The organism is Thalassobacillus sp. CUG 92003 (genome assembly GCF_013618635.1).
Classification (GTDB): domain Bacteria; phylum Bacillota; class Bacilli; order Bacillales; family Halobacillaceae; genus CUG-92003.
Genome location: NZ_JABLSJ010000007.1, coordinates 141,388 through 166,276, shown reverse-complemented (window position 1 = coordinate 166,276; position 24,889 = coordinate 141,388). Strand labels below are relative to the sequence as shown.

The window sequence follows — 24,889 nt, the reverse complement described above, 5'->3', positions numbered from 1 at the left end:
AGAGAATCGTATGCCATATATTACAGACGTTTATGCTCGCGAAGTGTTAGACTCCCGCGGAAACCCGACTGTGGAAGTAGAGGTTTATACCGAATCAGGAGCGTTTGGCTCCGCCCTTGTACCAAGCGGTGCGTCTACTGGTGAATATGAAGCAGTAGAGTTGCGTGACGGGGACAAAAACCGTTACCTCGGCAAAGGGGTACTCCAGGCGGTAGAGAATGTCAACGAAAAGATTGCGCCTGAATTAATTGATATTGACGTCACCCAGCAAGTGATCATCGATGACCTGATGCTGAAACTGGATGGTACGGATAACAAAGGAAAACTAGGAGCGAATGCCATTCTAGGCGTTTCTATGGCTGTAGCCCATGCGGCGGCTGATTTCGTAGGCCTTCCGCTATATAAATATTTAGGTGGTTTCAGTGCCACAACCCTACCTTCTCCGATGATGAATATTTTGAATGGCGGCGAGCACGCCGATAACAATGTCGATATCCAAGAATTCATGATCATGCCGGTCGGTGCTCCAGATTTCCGTGAAGGCTTACGGATGGGAGCTGAAATTTTCCATGCTTTGAAAAAAGTATTGAAATCGAAAGGCTACAACACGGGTGTCGGCGATGAAGGCGGCTTTGCGCCGAACCTGCAATCGAATGAAGAAGCCTTATCAACGATCATCGAAGCGATTGAGGAAGCCGGCTACAAACCGACGGAAGAAGTCCTGTTGGCGATGGACGTGGCTGCCTCTGAAATTTATGAAGATGGCAAGTACAACTTGAAAGGTGAAGGCGTCACGCGCACTTCCGAAGAGATGGTTGATTGGTATGAAGACCTCGTCAACAAATATCCGATTGTTTCGATTGAAGACGGACTGGATGAAAATGATTGGGAAGGCCATAAACAGCTGACAGACCGCATTGGCGACCGCGTTCAGTTAGTAGGAGACGATTTATTTGTCACGAATACTGAAAAGCTGGGCCGCGGAATTGAAGAAGGAATTGGCAACTCCATCTTAGTCAAGGTTAACCAAATCGGATCCTTGACGGAAACATTCAAAGCGATCGAAATGGCAAAACGCGCCGGTTATACGGCTGTCATCTCTCACCGCTCAGGTGAAACAGAAGATTCGACTATTGCAGACATCGCAGTGGCGACTAATGCAGGCCAAATCAAAACGGGCGCACCTTCGCGTACCGACCGTGTAGCGAAATATAATCAGCTGCTTCGAATTGAAGATCAGTTGCTTGGCACAGCGGAGTACGCTGGCGTGAAAGCCTTCTATAACTTATCCAAATAGCTAACCATGATAAAGCCTCTCTGTATATTCAGAGAGGCTTTTCTTATGATATGATGTAGGGCATAAACGTGGCTAACTGACCGACTACATACGTATTAATTTCGAAAGGGAGAAGGTGAGAGCGTGGATGTTCAAGAGGCCATTGTGAACCGTCGTTCCATTCATGATTTTGCAAAAAAACACGTGGAGCGTCCAATGTTGCAGCATATCTTTGCTACGGCCGCATGGGCGCCCACCCATCGTATGAAAGAACCGTGGGCTATTCAGATTGTCCAGGGAGAAGCAAAACGTCACTATGCCGATCAAGTGGCGGATAGCTACGTGAGAGAAGGTCTGGCAGATGGATACGCGGAAGATAAAAAAGACCGGATGATGGAAGGCATTAAACAATTTCTCATCGACATCCCGCATCACGCCATTGTGTATATGGAGAAGGACACGGATCAGCGTAAATATGAAGAAGATTATGCAGCGGTGTGTGCATATATACAAAACGTACAGCTTGTATCCTGGGATGCAGGCGTGGGCGTGTTATGGACATCGAATCCCTATATCTATGACCCTGAATTTGTAGAAGCCCGTGGACTTGACCCCGACATGCATAAGATTGTTGCCGTCTTACAGATGGGGTATCCCAATCGAATACCGAATGCCAGAGCCCGTACGCCCATCATAAAAAAATTGCGATTTATGGATTAACGTGCAAAAAAACTGATGCCCCCTCCATTAAAAGAGGCCATCAGTTTTTTTTGTCTTCATGTTCCCATACATCGGGCGCATCCGCTTCCTCGTCTTCGGGGTGCGGATCGACCGTGTGCTTATAATCATAACCTTTTGAAACAGCAAAGCCGAATATGGCTGCTATGAACAGGACGATCGCTATGCAGACAATCATAATGATGGTATACATCATAATAAACACTTCTTTCTCATGACAGTAAAAAGGAAGGGTAGTCGATTACCCTTCCCAACCTATTTTGCCATAGGTTCTGCAAAATTATAAGGCTTGATCCGTTTTTTCTTTCACGAAATCCACGACCTGGTCAGATGTACCCATAGATAAGATGGTGTCTTTGTATGAAGCCATTTCTTCCTGAGACAATGCTTTGATCTGAGTCCTGGCGGGCAGAATAGAGGTAGCACTCATGCTGAACTCGTCCAGTCCCAATCCCAGCAAAATAGGAATAGCGATGGAATCGCCAGCCATTTCTCCGCACATGCCTGTCCATTTTCCTTCCGCATGGGAGGCTTCGATGACCGTGTTGATCAGATTCAGAATAGCCGGGTGGTAAGGTTGATACAAATAAGACACTTGTTCATTCATGCGATCGGCAGCCATGGTATATTGAATCAAATCGTTCGTTCCAATACTGAAGAAGTCAACTTCTTTTGCAAACTGTTTGGCGAGTACAGCGGATGCTGGAATTTCCACCATCATGCCAACTTCAATTGAATCCGATACGTTTTGTCCTTCGTTTCGTAATGCTGTTTTTTCTTCTTCAAGAATGGCTTTCGCTTCTCTGAATTCTTCAAGTGTGGCAATCATCGGGAACATGATTTTCAAGTTGCCATAGACGCTGGCGCGCAGCAGAGCACGCAGTTGAGTCCGGAAAATATCATCACGTTCTAGACAAATACGAATAGCGCGAAATCCTAAGAATGGATTTAATTCGTTAGGAAGATCAAGGTAATCCAATTCCTTGTCCCCGCCAATGTCGAGCGTGCGCACGACCACAGCACGATCGTTCATTTGCTCAAGGACGCTTTTGTAGGCATCGAATTGTTCTTGTTCAGTTGGCAGCTGTTTTTTGCCCATATATAGGAATTCTGTACGGTAAAGGCCAACGCCTTCGCCTCCGTTATTCAATACACCTTCGATGTCTTCGGGTGTCCCGATGTTAGCAGCGAGCTCAACATGACGCCCTTCTGAGGTAACAGTGGGTTCATCTTTCAATTTCGCCCATTCTTGTTTTTTCCGTTCGAACTCGTTTTGTTTTTCCTGATAAGTCCCTATTTGCTCCTCAGTCGGATTGAGCAGGACATCCCCATTAATCCCATCTACAATGATAAACGCGTCTTTTTCCGCTTTGGATGTAATATCTTTGGTTCCTACCACAGCTGGAATTTCCAATGAACGCGCCATGATCGCGGAATGAGAGGTTCGTCCCCCGATATCGGTGGTGAACCCTTTAACGAAATCTTTATTCAATTGCGCTGTATCAGAAGGCGTCAAATCCTCAGCGACAATGATGACTTCTTCATCAATCAATGCGGGATCCGGGAAGGTCACATTCAATAGATGAGCAAGGACCCGTTTGGTGACGTCATGTATATCGGCAGCACGCTCACGCATGTATTCATTATCCATATTCTTAAACATATCAATGAACATGTTCGCAGTCTCATCTAGGGCTGCTTCAGCATTCACATTTTCGGATTTAATTTTATCTTCGATTGGTTGAATCAGCTCGGGGTCATTCAAAACGAGCAGGTGAGCCGAGAAAATCTCAGCATGTTCGTCACCGAGCGACTCTTTTGTGTGCGCCTTGATTTTTTCTAGTTCAGATTTGGAAATATCAAGCGCCGCATGAAGGCGTTTAACTTCTTCCTCGGGTTGATCAATGTCTGTTGTGGTGTAAGAAAGGTCTGGCGCCTCCAGGTGGTAGACCTTGGCCATCGCAATACCGCTGGAGGCTGCAATCCCTTGTAATTGTGTCATGCTGTCTATTCCCCCAGACCTTCATTTTTCATGGTGTCCGCCAGTTTGCTGATCGCTTCCTGTTCGTCTTTGCCTTCAGCTGTAATCTTCACTTCAACACCTGAAGGGATGCCCAGGCTCATGATACCCATGATGGATTTCAAATTGACGGCTTTCTCTTTGTAATGAAGGTTGATGTCGGATTCAAACTGCCCGGCATTTTGCACAAGGACTGTAGCAGGACGGGCGTGGACCCCATCTGCAGACGTAACGGTAAATGTCTTCTCTTCCATTGTAAATTCCTCCTCAAAAGTGGTCGCTTTATAATGACTCTAACTCTCTCATTTTAAGCCTTTTGCACCTCTTTTTTCAAGAATCCTACAATGACTGCACTAATGATACTCCCGATTAGGATGGCAAAGAGATATAGGACAGCTTTCATGAAGCCACCTTCAACTAGTCCGATTACAAATATACCGCCATGGGGGGCACGCAGACCGATTTCAAATAACATGGTCAGGGCACCTGTGATGGCGGAACCTGCTACCATCGACGGAATGACACGGGCCGGGTCGGCTGCCGCAAATGGGATAGCACCTTCGGTAATGAAGAAACCGCCGAGGAAGTAAGCCGTTTTTCCTGTCTCGCGTTCTTGCTTACTGAATTTATTTTTAAAGAACGTGGTCGCAAGCCCCATCGCGATTGGCGGTACCATACCACCAGCCATGGCGGCTGCGATAAATTCATAATTTCCTGCTTCGAGTGTCGCAAGACCGAACGTATAAGCAGCTTTGTTGATAGGTCCCCCCATATCAACCGCCATCATACCGCCTACAATCAAGCCTACCAGAGCGAGGTTGGCATCTCCCATGCCTTCAAGCCAGCTGAGCAGCCCAGTATAAAGTTGGGTCAATGGCGGATTGATCAACAGCATGATCATCCCTGTAATGAAAATCGTAATGACTGGATAGAACAGGACAGTTTTTAAACCGTCCATGACGTCTGGTAACCCTGCTAATACTTTTTTAACGGCAAGCGTCAAATAACCAGCTAAGAAACCAGCGATTAAACCACCTAAGAACCCGGAACCATTTCCTGCACCTTCAACGCCAGACGTAATGGCAATCAGGCCGCCTATCATACCTGGTGCGAACCCGGGACGGTCAGCGATACTGGATGCTATGAAGCCGGCTAAGACGGGTACAAGTAGGAAGAAAGCATTGTCGCCGCCGATGATGCTGAGCATTTCAGCAAATCTGTTGTATTGATCACTTTCCGGATTAGCAGCATTGATTCCAAAGAAGAAGGAAAGGGCAATTAAAATACCACCACCGACAACGAACGGAAGCATGTTGGAGACACCATTCATCAGGTGCTTGTAAATGCCGCTTCTTCCGCCACTGTCTTCAGAGCTTTCCGATTTTTCGCCGCTCCCTTGATAAATGGGTGCATCTTCTTTCAACGCTTTGTTCAATAATTCTTTCGGCTCGTGAATGCCTTTTGCCACGGGGGCTTCGATAACGGGTTTACCTTTAAATCGGTCCATTTCGACGTTGGTATCAGCTGCGACAATAATAGCATCTGCTTTTTCAATATCTTCGGCCGTCAGCCGGTTTTTGACGCCGCTTGAACCGTTCGTTTCTACTTTAATATTCAGGTCCATCTCTTGAGCTGCTGCTTTTAACTTATCAGCGGCCATGTACGTATGGGCAATGCCGGTAGGGCAAGCCGTCACAGCAAGGATGTGTTTGCCGGAAGCGGATTCTTCCTCGCTGTCATAATCTTCTTCGGCTTCTTTGGCATTGATGGCTTCAATGACTTCCTCTTCCGTTTTGGCAGCCTCAAGCTGGGAACGGAACGCGTTGTCCATTAAGAAGGTGGATAGACGGGATAGCGTTTCTAAATGCGTTTGGTTCGCCCCGTCTGAAGCTGCAATCATAAAGAATAAGTTGGTCGGCTGGCCATCCAGCGACTCATAATCCAAACCTTCCTGTGAGCGACCGAAAACAATGGAAGGTTCTTTTACAGCCGCCGTTTTGGCGTGAGGAATCGCAATGCCTTCACCAATCCCGGTCGTGCTCTGCTGTTCCCGCTCGTTAATCGCCTGTTTGAATTCATCGCGATCATTCAGTTTTCCTGCCTGGTCAAGCTTGCCGATCAATTCATCGATGGCTTCAGGTTTAGAAGAAGCCGTCATGTTCAACACAATCGTGTCGCGCGTTAATAAATCTGTAATCTTCATCTTTAGACCCTCCTTTAAGAAATAGGTGAAACATATATATCAGTTACAATGGACTCCACATCTTGTCTCGTGCATAAATCATCGCTGAAAGCGGTGGCACTGCCTGCAGCAATCCCGTACTTGAACGCTTGTTCCAAACCTTGGTTCTTCGTATAAGCCGAAAGGAAGCCAGATACGACCGAATCACCTGCCCCGACGGAATTTATGAGTTTTCCTTCGGGCGTGTTGGCGTACCATTGGTGTTCCGCATTAACGAAAACAGCCCCTTCTGCTCCCATTGAGACGATGATATTTTGTGGTCCGTCTGCCAGCAGTTGTTTGGCGTAATAAGCAGCCTTTTCTTTATTCGTAATGGAGGTATCAAAAAGCTCGCCAAGCTCATGATGATTCGGCTTTAATAGCAACACGGGCTGTTTGGCCATTTGATGCAAAGCCGGGCCGGACGTATCTGCGACAAGGGCAACATCGCGCTCATAGCATAAGCGAGCGATCTGCTCATAAAAATCGCCAGGCAATGATGAGGGGAGACTGCCCGCTAACACTAACGTATCCTCTGCCGTGAGTCGGGCAATTTCATTCAGTAAGGCGTGCTGCTGTTCGGCTGTAATAGCCGGTCCAGGGCCATTAATTTCCGATTCACTCCCAGCCTTCAGCTTGACGTTGATCCTGGTCGTTTGGCCCGTTTCAATGAAGTTGTGGGAAATTGCTTCATCGCCTAAATGACGTTTTATGAAGTCGCCTGTGAAACCGCCGATAAATCCGAGGGCAGTCGTTTCCGTATCCAGACGTCGCAACACCCGCGAGACATTGATCCCTTTGCCGCCGGGGTAATAAAAGGTCTGAGCTGCGCGGTTGAGCCCGCCTTCCTCGAAACGCTCAATGTGCATAACGTAATCGATTGAAGGATTAAGCGTACAGGTATAGATCATGGTCTCACTGCCTTTACTTGAGTTTTGGTTCGATAATGCTCGATGTGATCGTGGTGATTGGTGATAATGGTAGCTTCTGCTAGATCAGCTACTTTTACAAAGGTAATTTCATTAAATTTAGACGCGTCGCCTAGCACATAACGGTCCAGGGATAAGGCCAATGCTGTCCGTTTTACAGCCGCTTCTTCAGGGTCGGGTGTAGTATAACCGTCTTCATCATGGATCCCGTTAATACCGAGAAAGCATTTATCAAACCGATATTGCTCCAAATTTGTGATAGCACCTGACCCAATGACTGCTCGCGTCTTTTGTTTTACAAAGCCTCCCACCACATACGTGGGCACGTGATGTTCCGTTAAAGCTTCTAAATGGCTGAGTCCATTGGTTACGACAATTAAATTTTTATCACGTAAGTGCGGGATCATTTCGAATGTCGTGGTACCTGCATCAAGAAAAATACAGTCTCCGTCACGTACCAATTTAGCCGCTTCAGCAGCTATGCGCGATTTATCCTGGTAGTGCACGGTGGCTTTTTCTGACATGCTGGGTTCTTCACTAGCTGATTGCCGCAAGGACGCTCCGCCATGAATACGTCGTAATTGACCGGCTTGCTCAAGTTGATCAAGATCGCGACGAACGGTGGAATCTGACGCTTGGGTTTCTTCGACGAGTTCCTTCAATTTTACGGTGGTTTTGTTATGAAGAAGCTCTAGAATCAACTGGTGACGTTCAGGAGTTAACACGAAATCCCCCCCTCTCTTAATTCCTAATTTCATCATAAAGGAAGCCCTTTCATAAATCAATCAAAAACAACCAAATTCATTCAAAAAGTATCAAAATAACATTCAAAATCACTCATAGTTAATCAAACAGTAATATAGTTCTGTTTCCAAGAAGGGGGACAAAAAAGGGCCATCTCTGTATTAAGGACTGTGCTATTAAGTGAATGGTATATGCCAAATCCTATAATTAAAAAAGAGTACTTTATAACCCAATCTGCCACACATACGAGCAGATACGGGAGATATTTAAGCCAGAACCTGACGTTAGGATTTCGACTTAGCTCATTACAGGCTAACCTGGGGTGATTACGATCCATTATCAGCTAAATTCAAGCCCAACCAGAGAGGATATAAGCGAGAGGCAGCCAGGCAGTCTGTTTACATGCCGTATTCCCAGACATTCGTACCGAATCGGGGGACCACCAAGCCATATTAAAGCGTGACCGCGCAATGAGCTAAATTTACATGCCAAATTCACACCTTAATGATCCCCAACAAATTTACGAGCTGAAAATAGGAGCTTATAATCCGATCTGCCACACATACAAGCCAATCCGGGAACATATCAAGCCACGACCTTCCATGTGGATTTCGACCTGGCTTATTACAATCTAAGCTGGGCTGAATACGAGCCAGCATCACCTGAATACAAGCCCGATCAGAGAAGATATAAGCCAGTGGCAGCCAGGCAGTCTGCTTACATGCCATTTTCCCAGATATTCTTGCCGAATCAGAGGATCACCGAGCCATTTACCAGCATGATCGCGCAATGAGCTGAATTTACATGCCAATTCCCCACATTTATGATCCCCAACCTATTTATAAGCTAAAAAGAGGACGTTAGAATCCGATCTATCGCAGAAACGATCACAGCCGAAAGTGTATCAAGCCAGGACCTGTCAACTCGCTGTGAACTGCGAACATGGATACCTATTGAGTTATACCCAACATTTTGAAATACTTATAATGATTCAAGAAGAAAATGCGGATCGTTTCGTTAGGGGAGGCGTACATATGTTTTTATTATCAGCTGTAGGCAGTTGGAATTTTGGAGATATCATAGCTCAACTGTTTTTCTTCCTAATTTTAATTGCTGTCGTTGTAGGCATTGTTACGTATGTTATGACTGCTAAACAAAGAAATAGACAATTAGATAGAATGGAACAAAAATTAGAGAAGCTTATTAAGAGAGAAGAATAGGTTCGGTAAGGTTAAATTCTGCACAAGAATTTATACCATTTTTTCCTTGCACATTTTTCTGCATGGAGGGAAGCAATTGTTTATAAAGCTCTTTTTTATGTTGGCAGCTTTATCTATTCCCGTATCTATCCTATTTAATCAGGAAGCTGCGGGAATATTAGTAGCTTTGTTGTTTATGTTCATTGGGGCATTTTTTAGTAAACCGAGGCTGAATAAACGGCGAAGTGCCAGGCGTAAATCGCGAAGCATTTTATCTATGGTGTTTAGAATTTTAGGGAGAGAGACTGAGTGGTTTCAACGCACTCCCGTAGAAAGCGCGCCGTGCTCAACCGCCCAAACCCATATAGAGCAAAAAAATTAAACAGTTACCAAATGTTGCTGTATGCGTGTTTTTGTGCTACATTTACAATATGTATTTGTGCGTTTTAGGAGGTGTGGGCACACTATGGAAAGTATTGCTATTGCGTTATTAGCTATTGATACTATTGTTTTAATTGTTCTTGTATTACTTCAATCTGGAAAAAGTGCCGGCTTATCTGGAGCTATCTCTGGAGGGGCTGAGCAGTTATTTGGAAAGCAAAAAGCACGAGGCGTGGACGCCGTGCTGCATAAGGCCACAATTGTGACCGGCGTTTTGTTTTTCGTCTTTGCTTTTTTGGCTGCTTACGTATTGAATTAAACCAGATCAAATAAAAATTGAGTATCAAAGCCGCGCTGTTAGCTAGCGCGGCTTTCGTATTCCCGGTTATGAGGGAGGGACTCGGAAAACGTCAGGAAAAACAAGAATGAATCCAGCTAAATAGGGAAATAAATGGGATAAGGAGCGAAAAAAGATGAAAATTAAACTGCCTGAACCGTTTACGTTTGAAGAGGGCGAGCGTGCGGTATTATTATTACATGGATTTACAGGGCATTCAGCTGATGTCAGAATGCTGGGACGTTTTTTGCAAAAGCACGGATACACAAGTCATGCTCCCATCTACCGCGGCCATGGACAGCCTCCAGAGGAACTGACTAAGGCTGGTCCAGAGCAGTGGTGGGAGGACGTTCAACATGCTTTAAACCATTTGCGTGAATTAGGATACACAAAGATTGCAGTCGCTGGTCTCTCACTCGGCGGCGTGTTAGGGTTGAAACTCGCTTACAATGAACCAGTCAAAGGCATCATCCCGATGTGTACCCCGATGTTCTTTGACAACGAGCAGGAATTGTCGCAAGGTTACCGATTTAAAGCGAAAGAATTTAAACAATTAGAAGGTAAAGACAAAGAAACGATTGATCAGGAAATAGAAACCTTACTCGATCAATCGAAAGATATGTTCCACCAGCTTGGCGGTTTAATTAATGAGGTACATGATCACGTCGATCATATTTATGCCCCCGCTTTTGTCGTCCAAGCTGAACAAGATGAAATGATTAATAAAGAAAGCGCCCAATATATTTATGACCATATCGAATCAGACACAAAAGATATCAAATGGTATAAACAATCCGGTCACGTTATCACGCTCGATCAAGAGCGCGAACAGCTGCACGAGGATATCCTTGCATTTCTTGAGTCGCTGGACTGGAGCTGACGCTGCCGGGTAGAGGGCGGAAATCGAAGGAGGAAGAAAACATGACAGACCAATTAAAAGAAAAGATTTTAGCTTATTTTAAAGACGCAGCTTCCAAGCCCCTCTCGGTTCAAGAATTGGAAGAAACGTTAGATTTTGAACAGGATGAAGACTTCACCGCGCTCGTTAAGGCGCTTAATGAGTTAGAAGGAGAGGGCGAACTCGTCAGAACGCGTAAGAACAGATTCGGTTTACCCGAGAAGATGAATTTAATTCGAGGGCGCATTCAAATGCACGCCAAAGGATTCGCCTTCTTAATTCCGGATGATGAAGACCAGGATGATGTTTATATTCACCATTCTGATCTAGCTTCAGCGATGAACAATGATAAAGTCTTCGTTCGGGTGGAGAGACGTGATGAGAAAGGCCAACGGGCGGAAGGTGTCGTTATACGCATCATTGAACGCGCCACGACGAAGGTCGTAGGAACTTACCAGGCCAATCAAAATTTTGGCTTCGTTATTGCAGATGATAAGCGGATCCCAAACGATATTTTCATCCCGAAAGAGCATTCAAACGGTGCTGTAGATGGCCATAAAGTGATTGTCGAAATCACCAAGTTTCCAGAGGAACGTATGAGTGCTGAAGGCATGATTGTGAATATCCTTGGTCATAAAAATGACCCTGGCATTGAAATTATTTCGATTATTCACAAACATGGCATTAAATCGGAATTTCCAGAGGAAGCCCTTGAGCAGGCGAAAAACACACCTGATCAAATTGCCGAAAGTGAAATCGAGAATCGCCGCGATTTGCGGGATGAAACGATTGTTACGATCGATGGAGCAGATGCCAAGGATTTGGATGATGCGGTTACCGTCAAACAACTGGGTAACGGCAATTATAAACTCGGTGTTCATATTGCGGACGTGACGTATTATGTTGATGAGAACTCACCAATTGACGAAGAAGCGAGTGAGCGCGCGACAAGTGTCTACCTTGTCGATCGCGTCATCCCGATGATTCCTCATCGCTTATCAAATGGTATCTGTTCCCTGAACCCACAGGTTGATCGACTGACGCTCTCGTGCGAAATGGAGATCGATTCCAGCGGGGACGTCGTCAATCACGAGATTTTCCAAAGTGTCATTAAAACCAATGAGCGAATGACCTATAAGGATGTAAACGCCATTTTGGAAGACGAAGACGAGGAATTGATCAAGCAATATGAAGATCTGGTTCCGATGTTCCGAGATATGGCTGCTCTTGCCAAGCGTCTTCGTCAGAAACGCTTTGGCCGCGGCGCCATCGACTTTGATTTCAAAGAGGCCAAAGTAATCGTTGACGATGACGGCCGAGCGATTGACGTCAAATTGCTGGAACGCTCAGTCGGTGAACGCCTAATTGAAGAATTCATGCTGGCGGCTAACGAAACTGTTGCGGAACATTTCCATTGGATGGAGGTCCCGTTTATTCACCGTGTTCACCAGGATCCTGATCCGGACAAACTTGAGCACTTCTTTGAATTTGTAGCCAACCTTGGGGTCAACGTCAAAGGAACAGCAAACGACATCCGACCGCAAGCCTTGCAAAAAGTTCTCGATGAAGTCAAAGGGACCCAAGAAGATACCATCATATCCAAATTGATGCTTCGGTCTATGCAGCAAGCCAAGTATGACCCGCAAAGTCTCGGTCACTTCGGCCTGGCGACAGACTTTTACACGCATTTCACGTCGCCCATCCGACGTTATCCTGACTTGATTGTGCACCGGTTAATCCGGACCTATCTGGTTAATGGTAAGCTCGATCAACAAACACAGCGAAGATGGCAGGAACAACTTCCAGAGATTGCCCGCCATTCATCAGAAATGGAACGGGCAGCCGTCGATGCTGAGCGCGAAACGGATGATCTGAAGAAAGCGGAGTATATGCAGGATAAAGTCGGAGAAGTATTCGATGGTGTCATCAGCTCCGTGACAAGCTTCGGCTTGTTTGTTGAGCTTCCGAACACAGTCGAAGGTCTCGTGCACGTCTCTTACTTGACCGATGATTATTATCACTTCGATGAAAAGCAATTTGCCATGATAGGTGAACGGACCGGTAATATGTTCCGTATCGGCGATGAAATCACCATCCGTGTCATGAATGTCAACTTGGATGAACGTGTCGTCGATTTCGAAATCGTGGGAATGAAACCGCGTAAAGAACGGAAAGCGCCGTCTAAGCCAAAACCGATTCCTTCCAAAAGCAAGGACGGGAAAAAAGGTAAAAACAAAGATAACAAACCTTTTTATAATAATAAAGGCGCCGCCAAGCGTAAAAGCGGCGGAGGCAAGAAAAAGAAGAAAAAGTAGCAAAGCTGGGACTTAAATAACTCAGTGGTATTAATAAAACGGACATTAAAAACGTTTTAAAGCTTTTAGATGAATATTAGCGTTCCTTCGGGAACAGCGCGAGCCGAAGATCCCGCAGGAAAGCGTTTTTGCTTTCTGAGGACTGAGGCCGTGCCCGTGGAAAGCGGAATGTTTTGACGCAGCGGTCGTTGAACGCCTTCCTTAAGCACAAAAAATGCCGAACCTTTCAGCGAAATGTTCGGCATTTTTGTGTATTATTCAGTTTTTTCCCAAGCTCGTTTGGTATGGTACTAAGCTTGTTTCAACATTCCGTAAAGCACCCAGGGATCTTTGACTTCATATGGCGTGAGGTCCTGGATGTTTTGATAGCCTTCAGGTGAAAAATCGATCCAGCAGCCTACGTTGTCAGGGTTATGCTGCCAGTGATCGCGAAGCGTTTCAAAGAAGCCAGGCTGTTCGTAATGGTCATTCCAAAAATATTTGACGTGTGCGTACTGGTATTTTTTCTGATCGTTTTGAATCACGACAAAACGCTGCTGATCAGGAGATTGATAGAAACTGCACGTCTGTAAATACGCATCTGTAAATAAGGCATCGTCAAACGGAAAAGGATAATAGCATTCATACGGGAAAACACCGAGCGCGTTCTGATGCAACGACCGAAGAAGGGCTCGTTTCTTGGTCAGCTCTTGAACAGGTTCCCATACTGCTCCTGGAGTGGCGTTTAATTTGTCAGGTTCTGTTAAAATTAAATAGTGCAGCTGCGGGCCTTGCTGCACACCGATCTTTTCCAGGACGCGCCGGGCCGAGCTATTGTGAACGTGTGTATTTGCCCCAATCCACGCTACCTCAGGGCGTTGTTTCAGATCTTCTATGATAGGAGAAAGTAATTCTGTCGCCATTCCCTGTCCGAGGTAACGATGATCACTTCTTAAGCGGCCAAGCATGGCGAACCGCCCCTCGGCAAATAAGCTATAGCCACCTACAGAGAGCATGTGCCCGTTTCGAAATAATCCGAATAACTCATGCACATCTGATGTGACTAGTCGGTCGAAGATCCGCACGACATAATCATCCTCAATGCCCGTCTGCATGGCATGCAGAGCATCATAATCTTGAAGCGTAAGCCGCCTGATATTCATCACCTGTTGTTCCATATCGCGTACTCCTTTAACTGTCTATTTCTAAGCTCATAATCTCACAGCGGTTATGAAAATGTCCATTAAGATGATTGTGAGACGCTGCTTTCAAGTTTGCAGTCTGAGCGTGATCACAATTGGAAATGGCGGGGTTTTTTGATACAATTATGGCTACGCAGGTAGAGGAGGAACCATCTATGCCAAAAGAGTACGACAAACCATTAGCGCAAAATAAAAAAGCACGCCACGATTTTATCGTAGAAGAGACCTTTGAAGCGGGAATCGTTCTGCAAGGGACTGAAATCAAGTCGATCCGAGCACGACGACTCAACTTAAAAGATAGTTTTGCCCGTATTTACAAAGGCGAAGTATACCTGCATAACATGCATATCTCACCTTATGAACAAGGGAACCGTTTTAATCATGATCCTACGCGAGCAAGGAAACTCTTGTTGCATCGCAAAGAAATCGACAAATTGATTGGTGAAACGCAGCAGCAGGGCTATTCTTTAATCCCATTGAAAGTTTATATCAAAAACGGGATGGCGAAAGTATTGCTGGGACTTGGCAAAGGGAAGAAGAAATATGATAAACGTGAAGCCCAAAAGCGCAAGCAAATGAAACGCGATGCGGATCGTGCTGTCAAAGAGAGCTTGCAGCAGTAACGGTCGTTTGCAAAATGCGCAAAATATGCTATAATGTATATGTCGTTAGATGACAATAAAATAAGGTAGCTTGATGCTATCCTTTCATCCTGACGGGGACGTTACGGATTCGACGGGGATAGATCGAGCTCGGGTTGCAAGTCGAGGCGACGACTCGATAAACGTCATTTGCCTAAATATAACTGGCGAATCTAACGATAACCTAGCTGTAGCAGCGTAAGCTGGCTATAGCGATCCTTCCTGCCATCGTCCGTGTGGCAGATGCAAGGGTCTCAAACTAAAGCGGACTACGCGTTTTTCCACCGCCTGAGGAAAAACGAAGAGACTAATCAGGCTAGCTCCTGGTAAGCCTGTCGTTAGGCTGAACAGGACGCGAATGACAATATAGCGACTACGCTTGTAGAAGCCCGAGTGACGATATCTCCGGACGTGGGTTCAACTCCCACCGTCTCCACCATACATATATGGTGGTTTTTTTATGTTTAATTAAAGTAAAGAAACAGTACAAAACTGAATAAAACAAAAAATGCCGAACTTTCGCTGGATTGTTCGGCGTTTTTTATTTTAGGGGGGTCATGACCGCTCCGTCAAAACACGTCGCCTCCCACGGGCACGGCCACACTTCTTTTAGATAAGCAAATCACCTTGTCTACTTTACCAATGTTCGCTTTTTATAGAGATCCAATAGCTTGGCTCCTCAAGCCTACGTCATTTTAATAAAGCGTATAACTGATCCTTATTCAAAACTAAATCTTGTAACGTGTACTTATCGAGGACAGAAAGAAATGAGTTCATCGCTTCGCTCAACACACCTTGTAAGCGACAAGCTCCAGATATGACACATGCATTCCCTTCCCTATTGAAGCATTCCACGATATGAAAGTTATCTTCCATATCACGCACTACACGCCCAATATTAATGTCTGCTGTGGAGGTTCCGAGTCTCATGCCGCCATTTCTCCCCCGAACGGTTTCAATATAGCCTAATCTGCTTAAGTGACGAACAATTTTTATCAGATGATTATTTGGAATCCCGTATATAGTAGCAATCTCTTGTGATCGGACCAACTGTTCTTTCTGTCTCGTGGCTAAAAACATAAGAATTCTCAATGAGTAATCGGTATAGTTAGTTAAGTGAATTTTCTATCCCTCCAAGGTTGCTTTGTGAACATTTTCGTAAACATGCATTTAAAATGTTGTTTTTATATATCGTCTATCATACTCTTAATTTTAAGAGCTCTGATCAGAGAGCCACGATAATTAAAGGGGAAATCTTTATGTTAGATGATAAAACGATTCAAACAGTAAATACAACAGCACCTGTTCTGCAGGAAAACAGCCATGATATTGGTGTGCGTTTCTATGAACTATTATTCTCTAAAGCTCCTTCATTGTACAATATTTTTAATCAAACCAATCAGAAGAGAGGCAATCAACAAGATGCATTAGCTCATTCTGTGTGCATGGCCGGGGAGCACATAGATAATTTGGATGCGATAAAAGGAATGGTAGAAAGGGTAACTGAAAAACATCGAGCACTCGGCGTTCAAGCGGAGCAATATCCTTTGGTGGGGGAAACGTTGTTAGAAGCAGTCCAAGACGTGCTTAGACATAAGGTGAACGAAGAGGTTATTGGAGCATGGGCAAAAGCATATCAGGCAATTGCCGACATATTTATATCTATCGAAAGTAATTTGTATGAGCAGGTTCAGCAACAAGAAGGGGGATGGACTGGTTTGCGTTCCTTTTATATTACAAAAAAGGTGAGAGAAAGCGATGTGATTACCTCTTTTTATCTGAAACCTCAAGATGGCGGGCCACTTCCTACGTATCAAGCGGGTCAATATATAACCTTGCAAGTAGACATAGAAGGAGATACGTACGCTCATATGCGACACTATAGTCTTTCTGATGCACCTGGAAAGGATACTTATCGAATCAGTGTAAAGCGAGAAGACCAAACGGAAGAACTTCCTGCTGGTAAAGTGTCTAATTATTTACACCGTACTTCTGAAGGAGACATATTGCAAGCAGCCGCGCCAGCTGGAGATTTCACTATTTCCACTGAGTTGATGCCATTGGTTTTTATTAGTGGCGGAGTTGGCATCACTCCGATGATGAGCATGGTTAAAACGATACTGGATCAACAGCCTGAAAGGGAAGTAACCTTTATCCATGCGGCACAAAATGGAAATGTACATGCTCTAAAGGAAGATTTACAAGCGTTAGCACACCACAATGTTACCTGTTATACCTGCTATGCAACTCCAACAGACGAAGATTATCAAGCAGAGACTTTTGATAAAGAAGGGTATGTAGATTTAGCATGGCTTCAATCTATTTTGAGCGATAAAAACAAAGATTTCTATTTTTGCGGTCCCGTGCCGTTCATGAAATCAGTCAATGATGCTTTAAGGGAGTGGGGCGTCCCGGCCGAGCAGCGTCAATTTGAAGCGTTCACCCCCTTAAGTACGATAGAATAATACCATTTTAAGATGGTTTCATGCTGAGACCGAATGGAAGGAGCGCAGGAAAGCCACCTTAGCGCTCCTTTTACCTCTTTATTTTTATCGGAATCGTGTAAGGGGACGTAACGTCGTCATTCCCGAAAAACTAAGCTATTTCGTTTAAGGAAACGTCCATATGTGATCGGGATCCCTTCTCCATCTCTCACAGCATGAATATGGAGATGCGGCTCTGTTGTGTTCCCCGTATTTCCTACTTTCCCAATAACATCTTCTTCCGTCACCTCATCCCCTTCTTCTACCGTCACGGTACCAGGTCGGATATGAGCGATGTAGACGTCAGCGTTTTGGCAAGATATAGCGACGTGATTACCCGCGGGATCTTCCGGGTCAGTCTCTGATTGCAGCGGCGGGATGTCTTCATATTGATCCACTGCTTCAGTAATGCTTCCAGCACAAGGGCTGTAAATGGGTGTGTTATAGATATTATAGTTTTCGAGCTCTGATGGCGTCAGTCCTCGGGCTCTAAGTCCCCATTTATTTAACTGGAGAATGTCATACGCATAGCGCTGTTCAGGGTGGGTGTGATGATAATTGATCGAAGAGTGGGAACCGCCATGGCCTACAGCATACACGCCTGACTGTAAAGGGAACGCAAGATCAATCGCCTGGTCTTCGTTTTCAAGCCAATACCCGGATAGTCCGAGGACCATCATTACACCAAAGTAAATTGCCAAAACAATACTGAGCCAGGCAGAAAATGTATTGCTTTTATCTTGTTTTGGTCCTTTCTTAGGGAGTGGTTTGATTTTCTTGAAAGAAATGAAGGAAACAATGATAAAAAGCAAGAGCCATACATATCTAAGATAATACATGAATATATGCCAGGGCCCGAGCACAAAAATGAAACCGATAAACATAGCAGCTAATATCCATTCAATGAACCACAGCCTTTGGCTGGCATAGCTTCCTTTATAAAGTTTAATGAAGAAAAATAGCGGCAGCACGGTATAGATGACCGCCTGGATCCATAGCATGATCTGCACGAGCATCCCCTCCTATATGTATGCTAAGCATAGTATAGATTCAGTTCTTTGATTTGTCACCTTATGGAAGAAATTAATGAGGGCTATAACATCAAGCCAAGTAAAGAAAAAGGGGGGAGACGCGATGGTTTACATGTTTGACATTGATCGCTATGTCGACGATCAGATAACAAGTGTGAGTGTGAAAAATAAGGGTTTAAATTACGGCTTAGGTTATTTGGATGGCATAAGAGGGTTTTGGAACGACAATCTCAAACAGCTTTTTGTTTTTCGCTTAGACGATCATTTACGGAGGTTTTACAAATCAGGGCACAGTTTACAGATGCCGTCTCCTTATTCCGTTGACGAATTGACCCAAATTACAAGAGAGCTTCTCATCTTAAATGAAGTGTATCGCGATGTATATATACGCCCGATCTGTTTCAAAGGTTCAAATACCTTACGACCTGATTTAATTGAACCTTTTAATCATTTAGCTATATTTAACGTTTTTACGGAATATGAACCTAAGCCTGTCTTACGAACGTGCATTTCATCGTGGACGCGGGTGGGGAGCAACATGATTCCTCCTCAAGTAAAACCGACAGCTGGTTATCTAAATTCAGCATTGGCCATAAGTGAAGCCGAACAAAATGGGTTTGATGAAGCCATTTTTTTAACAGATGAAGGCAACGTCAGTGAAGGGGCGACTGAAAATATCTTTATCGTTCAGGGGAGAAAGGTCTACACCCCTCCTGTTTCTGATGACATTCTCCCGGGGATCACAAGAGACACCGTGATGCAGATTATTACGGCAGAACTGGGGTTACCTGTTATCGTGCAGAGTTTTACCAGGATTGAGTTATACGAAGCAGACGAAGTGTTTTTTACCGGGACGGCTGTTGGCATTAAGCCAGTCGTTGAAGTCGATCGCCGGGTGATCGCAAACGGGGAGCCTGGTCCAGTTACGCTAGAAGTCCTCCACATTTATAATCGGATGATCCGAGGTGAATTACCAGGCTATCGGCATTATTGTTTCCCGGTCTATTAGTCACAAAATGCCAGGAGTCTTTTATAACCCATGTCCGCAGTCCTTGAAACACAAATAGTGCCGAACAATTTCACTGAAATCGTTCGGCGTTTCTTTTAGTTCGCTTGGAGTTTTTTCTTTTTGCGGGCTTTTTCTATTTCTATTTGTTTACTTCTTAATTGACCGCAAGCTGCGTCAATATCGGTGCCGTGTTCTGTTCTTACGCCGCACTTGATTCCTCGGTCCATCAGGGTTTGATAGAAGGTGAGGATCGCTTCTTTGTCACTGCGTTCATAAGGGTTGTCTGCAACCGGATTGTAAGGGATTAAGTTAACGTAAGATAAATGGCGTTTATCTTTTAGTAAATCAGCGAGCTGTTCGGCTTCTTGTTTATGATCGTTAACGTCCTTCAGCAGGATATACTCGAAGGTAATCCGCCGGTTCGTTTTCTCTAAATAGTAGTCAACGGCTGGCATGAGTGTTTCTAATGGATAAGCCCGATTGATTTTCATAACTTGTGAACGGAGCTCATTGTTCGGTGCATGAATCGATAACGCTAAGTTAATCTGGATGCCTTCATCTGCAAAATCGTACATTTTTGGTGTGATGCCGCTCGTGGAGACGGTAATGTGTCGAGCACCGATCGATAAGCCTTTTTGGTCGTTGACAACCTTCAAAAAGTCGATCAGATTGTCATAGTTATCGAAGGGTTCACCAATTCCCATGACCACAATATGGCTGACGCGTTCATCTTTTTGTTGTTGATCAAGATGATGCTGAACTTGCATGATCTGTTCGACAATCTCGCCGCTAGACAAGTCGCGATTCTTTGATAACACGCCGCTTGCACAGAATGAGCAGCCGATGTTACACCCGACTTGGGTCGTGACGCATACTGACAGACCGTAATTAAAACGCATGAGAACCGTTTCAATCACATTGCCATCATGCAGCTTAAATAGGAATTTGATCGTCCCGTCTGAGGACTCTTGTTTAATATCTTCTGTTAACGTTTCAATCGTAAAGTGTTCATCGAGCAACTCGATACACGATTGGTTCAGATTTTTCATGTGGGAAAAATCAGTGACGCGCTTTTGGTAAAGCCAGTTCCACACTTGCTTAGAACGAAATTTTTTCTCGCCATGCGCCGTCAACCAATCCGTCAGTTGATCGAACGTTAATCCATAAATGGATTGTTTCATAAGGTCCGCTCCTCTTTAAAAAAATTCACTATTTCCATTCTAATGCATACGAGGGGGAGACACAACCAGCGAGTTATTATCACAATAGTGCCTCAATTACAATAGCTTATCACCTCGTATTGCTAATTTCTATTATCCTGGCCGCCTCATTTCGCTTACACTAAAAGAGCAGATAAAAGGAGGGATGAACATGTCGATTGATTTTCATGATGAGAGTATGAAACAGAGTTACATAAGACGAGTAGATGATAGTTGGAAAGAGACGATTCGTGAGGTCTTGGAGAATGCCTCTGTTCAAATGGCCGCTGATATTGGGTGCGGAGGCGGTATATATGCGCAAGCACTGGTTGACCTGGGGGTCTCACATGTCACATGTGTTGATTTTTCGGAAGCCATGCTCACAGGTGCCAGAGCACAAGCTGATGGTTATGAAGGGCATTTAAGCTTTCACAAAGGCCATGCTTATCAAACGGGGCTGCCTGAATATCGTTACGATTTGGTGTTAATCAGGGCTGTAATACACCATCTTGATGATTTACAAGCTTGTCTGCATGAAGCACGTCGGATTCTTAAGCAGGAGGGCACGCTGATCATTCAGGACAGGACGCCTGATGACTGTTTTCAAACAGGCAGTCGGACTCATATAAGAGGTTACCTCTTTTCGCTCTTTCCTGAATTGAAGACATTGGAACGAACGAGGCGCTATTCCAGTGCGCACGTCAGCAAGCATTTGCAACAGGCTCATTTTGACCTCATTCAGGAACAGACGCTCTGGGAAACGAGACGATGCTATGAGTCGAAAGAAGCGCTATTCCACGATATAAAATCGCGTAAAGGACGCTCCATTTTACACGAACTTCATGACGCTGACATAGACGCACTCATGTCATATATCGATGGTCAATTCAGTTCTGAAGAGCAAATTGAAGAAAAAGATCGTTGGACGCTGTGGACAGCCAACCCCCAAGACATCTGACGTTTTTTCGTGTTTCTCAATTAGCATCCAACCATTGAGAAGGGAAGATTCATAAACTAGTAATACTTCAAAAGCAAGGAGGTGAGAGAATGGGGAGAAATAAAGGAACCCATGTCATATCAACTCAAGAAGAACGACCGATCGAGTTACCGTTAGATGGAACGAGCGTAGAGTTACTGCGCTTGAGTGTACCGGAGCAATTGCACGGCCACTCATTAAAGCTTGATGGGTTTTTCCAATCGAATTTTTTTGTGATTGAATGCGATGATCTGGAGGTTGAACAAACTGCGCTTCCTTATAAATACGAGATCGCTTTTCAAGTCATGACCGAAGCAGATGAAGGGTTATTCGTGGTACCGGCCACACCTATCCTGCGTGATAGTGTAATCGGGGTACAGCAGCCTGTAGAATTTTCGGTAGAGCACAACACCAGTCCGAATTTCACAGTCACGCTGCCTTGTGTGGATAGCGATATTGTCGTAATGGCGTGGGTTTCAGAAGTCCAGGGAGGTGTAGCAGGCGCGTTTGTTAATGCCCGATCTATTAATGGGACCGTCTTCTAACTGGGAGCGAAGCAGAAAAAATATTGCTATTTATGTCACGCTGCGATATAGTCGTAGTGTGATATATCATTTGGAGCAGGGCAGGTGGACCTTATTAAACGTGAGAAACGGTTAAAGCATTACATACCTATGACAGAAACAGCTTTTTATATATTGCTCTCTCTTACTGAACCACGCCATGGATACGGCATCATCAAGCATGTTGAAACGGTTACGAATGGCAGGCTTCGATTAGGATCAGGCACTGTTTACGGGACACTGACTAAAATGCAGCGAGATGGGATCATCACTGTACTCTCGGATGAAAAACGGAAAACGGTTTACGAAATAACGCCAACGGGCCGCTCCTTAATCAATGATGAGATCGAACGAATCAAGGAGCTCCATGCCAACGCTATGACATACGAGGGGGATTTCCGTGAGTAAGAAAGTATTCAAACCATTTTGGAGTTATGATATTGAAGCTACGGAACAGTGGCTGACCACGATGGCAAATCAAGGCTGGCGTTTTTCATATTTTCATACGCACACCCGTCTCTTTTTCTTTGAACCAGCCGAACCGGAAGCTGTTACATACAATGTGGCGTATCATAAAAAGAACACACCCAACCTGTCTGAATCCTTAAGAGAAGATGGATGGGAAAGCGTTATGACGAGCGGGAAATGGGAGGTGTTACAGAACGCCACGCCCTCCGAGGATATCCATACTTATCCGCTCCATATTGGGGTGCTCAGCCGAAACAGAATGCTACTGTTTGTCATTGGCGGCTTGTTGACTTACATGATGCTGTCACTTTTATTTTTTGCCACCATTACATCCTGGACACTGCTGAATGATGGAACAGTTTCGATAGAAGGAAGTCCGATGTGGATTGTAACGGTCACAGTCGGCATCATCATGTGGACGTGGGTCCCTTTCTTGGCTATTAAACTGTACAAATCGAACAAACGACTTTCCGAAGGTCCTCTGCAATCGAGTCGTCGTTACCCTCAAAGAGCCAGTGACTCCACTCAAGAAAGCTTTGTGAAATGGAAGTTCGGGTGGCAATACGCTCCCGACAAACTGGAGAAGTGGTTGGAAACAATGGAGAAAAAGGGGTACCAACTTTCCAAGGTTAGTATGATGGGCACTAGATTCTTATTTGTTAACGGAACCCCGATGAACGTCTGTTATACGGTCGATTATCAACGTGGCCAAAGCCATGGCTATTTTGACTTACATCATGAAGCAGGCTGGCAGCTTATGTTTGCGAATAATTCCTCGCTATCAAAATGGTCGATCTGGGCGAAACCGTATGAAGATACCCGTCCTGAATTTTACAGCGACCGCAACCATAAATTAAGGCACGCAAGAAGAGTAGCTATGACGCATGGCGTTACTTTTGGGCTTTTGGCTTTGATGTATGTTGCGATGATCGGCTTGAATGTAACTACACTTTACAGAGACGGCATGAGTAGATTGGATTGGATGCTTTTTTTCATTTACGGATTTGTCATCATTGAATTTGCCATCATCGTGAGTAAATCCGTCCGGTATTATCTGAGAGTGAAGCACACGGCCTGATTAGACTGAAAATGCGGAGGTGTCAGGATGGATCAAATCAATAAGATCGCACCATCAGAGCATTTATTCTTGCGCGAATTAGAGCAAAAAGACTGGGAGGATGTGCATGCTTATGCCTCTCAGGAAAAAGTGTGCCACTATCAACCCTGGGGTCCGAATTCAGTGGCTGAAACGCAATCCTTTGTTAATCAAGTGCTGAAGGATGCTGCTGAAATACCACGTTCCCGATATGTATTTGCCGTCGAAAACCAGGGGAATAACCATGTGATTGGGGCGGGGGAGGTTAATATACGGGACAGAACCAATCGGGTCGGTGAGATCGCTTATATCATTAACCCTGCTTATTGGGGAAGAGGTTATGCGACGGATGTGGCTGTGAGGCTGGTTGAATTTAGTTTAGCTGAGTTAGAGCTGCACCGGATCTACGCTACGTGTGATCCCAGGAATAGCAGGTCAGCTAGGGTGTTAGAAAAAGTCGGTATGATCAGAGAAGGTAGAATCCGGGAAGATGTGTTATTAAGGGAAGGGTGGCGCGATTCGTTACTCTATAGCTTGTTAGATTATGAATGGGAAAACGCCAAAGAGGGGGAGATGTTAAGATGACTTTCACGATTAAAGCGATTGATCACGTCCAGTTAGCTGCACCAGAAAGATCCGAAGAAACCGCACGCGATTTTTTCGTCTCGATCTTGGGATTTGAAGAAGTAGAAAAACCAGCAGAATTGAAAAAAAGAGGCGGGCTATGGTTAGCATTTGGCAATTACCAGTTACATATCGGGATCGAAGAACCTTTCACGCCTGCTAAAAAGGCTCATCCTGCTTTAGAGGTGGAGAACCTTGATGCATTAAAGCAGCACTTAAAACGTGAAAAGGTCGCCTATGTAGACGATGACAATTTGCCAGGAGCCAACCGGATTTACGTATATGACCCCTTTGGTAATCGCATCGAATTGTTAGAATGGTTGACCTGATATGTCTGTGATATCGCCTGTGACGTTACATAAGCGCGATTAGACTCAGTTTCGAGACTTTTATGTTTGCGGATGGTGGCTGGGAAAACGGATCGCTTTCCGTGGGCATGGGGTGAGCTTCCTCAGGCTACGCCTTCCGGGATCTCACCGCTCATGTTATTCCCACAGGCGTCTCACCGTTTTCCAAGCCACCATGCAATAGGAATGTGCTCGAAACTATTTTTCGTAGCA

General features: G+C 44.9%; 25 protein-coding genes and 1 other RNA gene. 16 read left to right on the top strand and 10 right to left on the bottom strand.

Features of this window, described 5'->3' with window-relative positions; translation table 11 throughout:
- Positions 1 to 10: 10 nt before the first annotated feature.
- Positions 11 to 1,297, top strand: coding sequence for a phosphopyruvate hydratase (eno, locus tag HOP45_RS12555; RefSeq protein ID WP_181349635.1), 1,287 nt, complete (start codon positions 11 to 13; stop codon positions 1,295 to 1,297).
- Between the two features lie 123 nt (positions 1,298 to 1,420).
- Positions 1,421 to 1,996 carry a nitroreductase family protein gene (locus tag HOP45_RS12550; protein WP_181349634.1) on the top strand — a complete coding sequence of 192 codons (576 nt, stop codon included), beginning with the start codon at positions 1,421 to 1,423 and terminating at the stop codon, positions 1,994 to 1,996.
- Between the two features lie 40 nt (positions 1,997 to 2,036).
- Here the strand turns inward: HOP45_RS12550 and ytzI are convergent, their stop codons facing one another.
- From ytzI to HOP45_RS12520, 6 genes are all read right to left on the bottom strand, one after another.
- The gene (ytzI, locus tag HOP45_RS12545; protein ID WP_181349633.1) at positions 2,037 to 2,210 is read right to left on the bottom strand and encodes a YtzI protein; all 174 of its coding nucleotides are present in this window, start codon (positions 2,208 to 2,210) and stop codon (positions 2,037 to 2,039) included.
- 84 nt (positions 2,211 to 2,294) lie between these two features.
- Positions 2,295 to 4,016: a phosphoenolpyruvate--protein phosphotransferase gene (gene ptsP / locus HOP45_RS12540; RefSeq protein WP_181349632.1), complete on the bottom strand. Its 1,722-nt coding sequence runs from the start codon at positions 4,014 to 4,016 to the stop codon at positions 2,295 to 2,297.
- Between the two features lie 5 nt (positions 4,017 to 4,021).
- Positions 4,022 to 4,288: a phosphocarrier protein HPr gene (locus HOP45_RS12535; protein ID WP_181349631.1), complete on the bottom strand. Its 267-nt coding sequence runs from the start codon at positions 4,286 to 4,288 to the stop codon at positions 4,022 to 4,024.
- Positions 4,289 to 4,341: 53 nt separating this feature from the next.
- Entirely contained in the window at positions 4,342 to 6,237 is a 1,896-nt protein-coding gene (locus HOP45_RS12530; RefSeq protein ID WP_181349630.1) for a PTS fructose transporter subunit IIABC, read from the bottom strand.
- 14 nt (positions 6,238 to 6,251) lie between these two features.
- The gene (pfkB, locus tag HOP45_RS12525) at positions 6,252 to 7,166 is read right to left on the bottom strand and encodes a 1-phosphofructokinase (RefSeq protein ID WP_181349629.1); all 915 of its coding nucleotides are present in this window, start codon (positions 7,164 to 7,166) and stop codon (positions 6,252 to 6,254) included.
- Entirely contained in the window at positions 7,163 to 7,909 is a 747-nt protein-coding gene (locus HOP45_RS12520; RefSeq protein ID WP_181349628.1) for a DeoR/GlpR family DNA-binding transcription regulator, read from the bottom strand. The genes pfkB and HOP45_RS12520 overlap by 4 nt, the downstream gene beginning before the upstream one ends.
- 1,053 nt (positions 7,910 to 8,962) lie before the next feature.
- Between HOP45_RS12520 and HOP45_RS12515 the strand changes: the two genes are divergently transcribed.
- The 4 genes from HOP45_RS12515 (at position 8,963) to rnr (ending at position 13,058) form a co-directional block, all read left to right on the top strand.
- Positions 8,963 to 9,148: a hypothetical protein gene (locus HOP45_RS12515; RefSeq protein WP_181349627.1), complete on the top strand. Its 186-nt coding sequence runs from the start codon at positions 8,963 to 8,965 to the stop codon at positions 9,146 to 9,148.
- Positions 9,149 to 9,593: 445 nt separating this feature from the next.
- A complete protein-coding gene (gene secG / locus HOP45_RS12510) occupies positions 9,594 to 9,827 on the top strand; it encodes a preprotein translocase subunit SecG (protein ID WP_181349626.1) in 234 nt (77 codons plus the stop codon).
- Positions 9,828 to 9,981: 154 nt separating this feature from the next.
- On the top strand, positions 9,982 to 10,725 hold the full coding sequence (locus HOP45_RS12505) for an alpha/beta hydrolase (protein ID WP_181349625.1): 744 nt from the start codon (positions 9,982 to 9,984) through the stop codon (positions 10,723 to 10,725).
- 41 nt (positions 10,726 to 10,766) lie between these two features.
- On the top strand, positions 10,767 to 13,058 hold the full coding sequence (gene rnr, locus HOP45_RS12500) for a ribonuclease R (RefSeq protein ID WP_181349624.1): 2,292 nt from the start codon (positions 10,767 to 10,769) through the stop codon (positions 13,056 to 13,058).
- A gap of 290 nt (positions 13,059 to 13,348) precedes the next feature.
- Here rnr and HOP45_RS12495 read toward each other — a convergent pair whose 3' ends face one another.
- Entirely contained in the window at positions 13,349 to 14,215 is an 867-nt protein-coding gene (locus HOP45_RS12495) for a GNAT family N-acetyltransferase (protein ID WP_181349623.1), read from the bottom strand.
- A gap of 179 nt (positions 14,216 to 14,394) precedes the next feature.
- Between HOP45_RS12495 and smpB the strand changes: the two genes are divergently transcribed.
- Positions 14,395 to 14,862, top strand: coding sequence for an SsrA-binding protein SmpB (gene smpB / locus HOP45_RS12490; RefSeq protein ID WP_181349622.1), 468 nt, complete (start codon positions 14,395 to 14,397; stop codon positions 14,860 to 14,862).
- 94 nt (positions 14,863 to 14,956) lie between these two features.
- Positions 14,957 to 15,319, top strand: a transfer-messenger RNA (tmRNA) gene (ssrA, locus tag HOP45_RS12485).
- A gap of 251 nt (positions 15,320 to 15,570) precedes the next feature.
- Here ssrA and HOP45_RS12480 read toward each other — a convergent pair.
- Entirely contained in the window at positions 15,571 to 16,002 is a 432-nt protein-coding gene (locus HOP45_RS12480) for an Rrf2 family transcriptional regulator (protein ID WP_181349696.1), read from the bottom strand.
- 137 nt (positions 16,003 to 16,139) lie between these two features.
- Here HOP45_RS12480 and hmpA point away from each other — a divergent pair, with 137 nt between their 5' ends.
- On the top strand, positions 16,140 to 17,345 hold the full coding sequence (gene hmpA, locus HOP45_RS12475) for an NO-inducible flavohemoprotein (protein WP_181349621.1): 1,206 nt from the start codon (positions 16,140 to 16,142) through the stop codon (positions 17,343 to 17,345).
- 116 nt (positions 17,346 to 17,461) lie between these two features.
- On the opposite strand, the gene HOP45_RS12470 is transcribed toward hmpA, so the two are convergent.
- A complete protein-coding gene (locus HOP45_RS12470; RefSeq protein ID WP_181349695.1) occupies positions 17,462 to 18,364 on the bottom strand; it encodes a M23 family metallopeptidase in 903 nt (300 codons plus the stop codon).
- Positions 18,365 to 18,497: 133 nt separating this feature from the next.
- Between HOP45_RS12470 and ilvE the strand changes: the two genes are divergently transcribed.
- Complete coding sequence (gene ilvE / locus HOP45_RS12465) at positions 18,498 to 19,403, top strand: branched-chain-amino-acid transaminase (protein ID WP_181349620.1); 906 nt, start codon at positions 18,498 to 18,500, stop codon at positions 19,401 to 19,403.
- Positions 19,404 to 19,498: 95 nt separating this feature from the next.
- Here the strand turns inward: ilvE and rlmN are convergent, their stop codons facing one another.
- A complete protein-coding gene (gene rlmN / locus HOP45_RS12460; protein WP_181349619.1) occupies positions 19,499 to 20,584 on the bottom strand; it encodes a dual-specificity RNA methyltransferase RlmN in 1,086 nt (361 codons plus the stop codon).
- 190 nt (positions 20,585 to 20,774) lie between these two features.
- Between rlmN and HOP45_RS12455 the strand changes: the two genes are divergently transcribed.
- The 6 genes from HOP45_RS12455 to HOP45_RS12430 all read left to right on the top strand — a co-directional run bounded on the left by HOP45_RS12455 (position 20,775) and on the right by HOP45_RS12430 (position 24,658).
- Positions 20,775 to 21,560 carry a class I SAM-dependent methyltransferase gene (locus HOP45_RS12455; protein WP_181349618.1) on the top strand — a complete coding sequence of 262 codons (786 nt, stop codon included), beginning with the start codon at positions 20,775 to 20,777 and terminating at the stop codon, positions 21,558 to 21,560.
- 89 nt (positions 21,561 to 21,649) lie between these two features.
- A complete protein-coding gene (locus tag HOP45_RS12450; protein ID WP_181349617.1) occupies positions 21,650 to 22,123 on the top strand; it encodes a hypothetical protein in 474 nt (157 codons plus the stop codon).
- Positions 22,124 to 22,252: 129 nt separating this feature from the next.
- On the top strand, positions 22,253 to 22,549 hold the full coding sequence (locus HOP45_RS12445; protein ID WP_219914609.1) for a PadR family transcriptional regulator: 297 nt from the start codon (positions 22,253 to 22,255) through the stop codon (positions 22,547 to 22,549).
- Positions 22,542 to 23,687: a DUF2812 domain-containing protein gene (locus HOP45_RS21025; protein ID WP_181349616.1), complete on the top strand. Its 1,146-nt coding sequence runs from the start codon at positions 22,542 to 22,544 to the stop codon at positions 23,685 to 23,687. Before HOP45_RS12445 ends, HOP45_RS21025 begins: the two co-directional genes overlap by 8 nt.
- Positions 23,688 to 23,714: 27 nt before the next feature.
- Positions 23,715 to 24,290, top strand: coding sequence for a GNAT family N-acetyltransferase (locus tag HOP45_RS12435; RefSeq protein ID WP_181349615.1), 576 nt, complete (start codon positions 23,715 to 23,717; stop codon positions 24,288 to 24,290).
- A complete protein-coding gene (locus HOP45_RS12430; protein ID WP_181349614.1) occupies positions 24,287 to 24,658 on the top strand; it encodes a VOC family protein in 372 nt (123 codons plus the stop codon). Before HOP45_RS12435 ends, HOP45_RS12430 begins: the two co-directional genes overlap by 4 nt.
- The last annotated feature ends 231 nt before the right edge of the window (positions 24,659 to 24,889 follow it).

Excerpts from the sequence above, each read along its gene's own strand:
- eno (WP_181349635.1), top strand. The coding sequence starts at position 11 with ATGCCATATATTACAGACGTTTATGCTCGCGAAGTGTTAGACTCCCGC.
- ytzI (WP_181349633.1), bottom strand. The coding sequence starts at position 2,210 with ATGATGTATACCATCATTATGATTGTCTGCATAGCGATCGTCCTGTTC.
- ptsP (WP_181349632.1), bottom strand. The coding sequence starts at position 4,016 with ATGACACAATTACAAGGGATTGCAGCCTCCAGCGGTATTGCGATGGCC.
- HOP45_RS12535 (WP_181349631.1), bottom strand. The coding sequence starts at position 4,288 with ATGGAAGAGAAGACATTTACCGTTACGTCTGCAGATGGGGTCCACGCC.
- HOP45_RS12530 (WP_181349630.1), bottom strand. The coding sequence starts at position 6,237 with ATGAAGATTACAGATTTATTAACGCGCGACACGATTGTGTTGAACATG.
- pfkB (WP_181349629.1), bottom strand. The coding sequence starts at position 7,166 with ATGATCTATACCTGTACGCTTAATCCTTCAATCGATTACGTTATGCAC.
- HOP45_RS12515 (WP_181349627.1), top strand. The coding sequence starts at position 8,963 with ATGTTTTTATTATCAGCTGTAGGCAGTTGGAATTTTGGAGATATCATA.
- secG (WP_181349626.1), top strand. The coding sequence starts at position 9,594 with ATGGAAAGTATTGCTATTGCGTTATTAGCTATTGATACTATTGTTTTA.
- HOP45_RS12505 (WP_181349625.1), top strand. The coding sequence starts at position 9,982 with ATGAAAATTAAACTGCCTGAACCGTTTACGTTTGAAGAGGGCGAGCGT.
- rnr (WP_181349624.1), top strand. The coding sequence starts at position 10,767 with ATGACAGACCAATTAAAAGAAAAGATTTTAGCTTATTTTAAAGACGCA.
- HOP45_RS12495 (WP_181349623.1), bottom strand. The coding sequence starts at position 14,215 with ATGGAACAACAGGTGATGAATATCAGGCGGCTTACGCTTCAAGATTAT.
- smpB (WP_181349622.1), top strand. The coding sequence starts at position 14,395 with ATGCCAAAAGAGTACGACAAACCATTAGCGCAAAATAAAAAAGCACGC.
- hmpA (WP_181349621.1), top strand. The coding sequence starts at position 16,140 with ATGTTAGATGATAAAACGATTCAAACAGTAAATACAACAGCACCTGTT.
- HOP45_RS12470 (WP_181349695.1), bottom strand. The coding sequence starts at position 18,364 with ATGCTATGGATCCAGGCGGTCATCTATACCGTGCTGCCGCTATTTTTC.
- ilvE (WP_181349620.1), top strand. The coding sequence starts at position 18,498 with ATGGTTTACATGTTTGACATTGATCGCTATGTCGACGATCAGATAACA.
- rlmN (WP_181349619.1), bottom strand. The coding sequence starts at position 20,584 with ATGAAACAATCCATTTATGGATTAACGTTCGATCAACTGACGGATTGG.
- HOP45_RS12455 (WP_181349618.1), top strand. The coding sequence starts at position 20,775 with ATGTCGATTGATTTTCATGATGAGAGTATGAAACAGAGTTACATAAGA.
- HOP45_RS12450 (WP_181349617.1), top strand. The coding sequence starts at position 21,650 with ATGGGGAGAAATAAAGGAACCCATGTCATATCAACTCAAGAAGAACGA.
- HOP45_RS12445 (WP_219914609.1), top strand. The coding sequence starts at position 22,253 with ATGACAGAAACAGCTTTTTATATATTGCTCTCTCTTACTGAACCACGC.
- HOP45_RS12435 (WP_181349615.1), top strand. The coding sequence starts at position 23,715 with ATGGATCAAATCAATAAGATCGCACCATCAGAGCATTTATTCTTGCGC.
- HOP45_RS12430 (WP_181349614.1), top strand. The coding sequence starts at position 24,287 with ATGACTTTCACGATTAAAGCGATTGATCACGTCCAGTTAGCTGCACCA.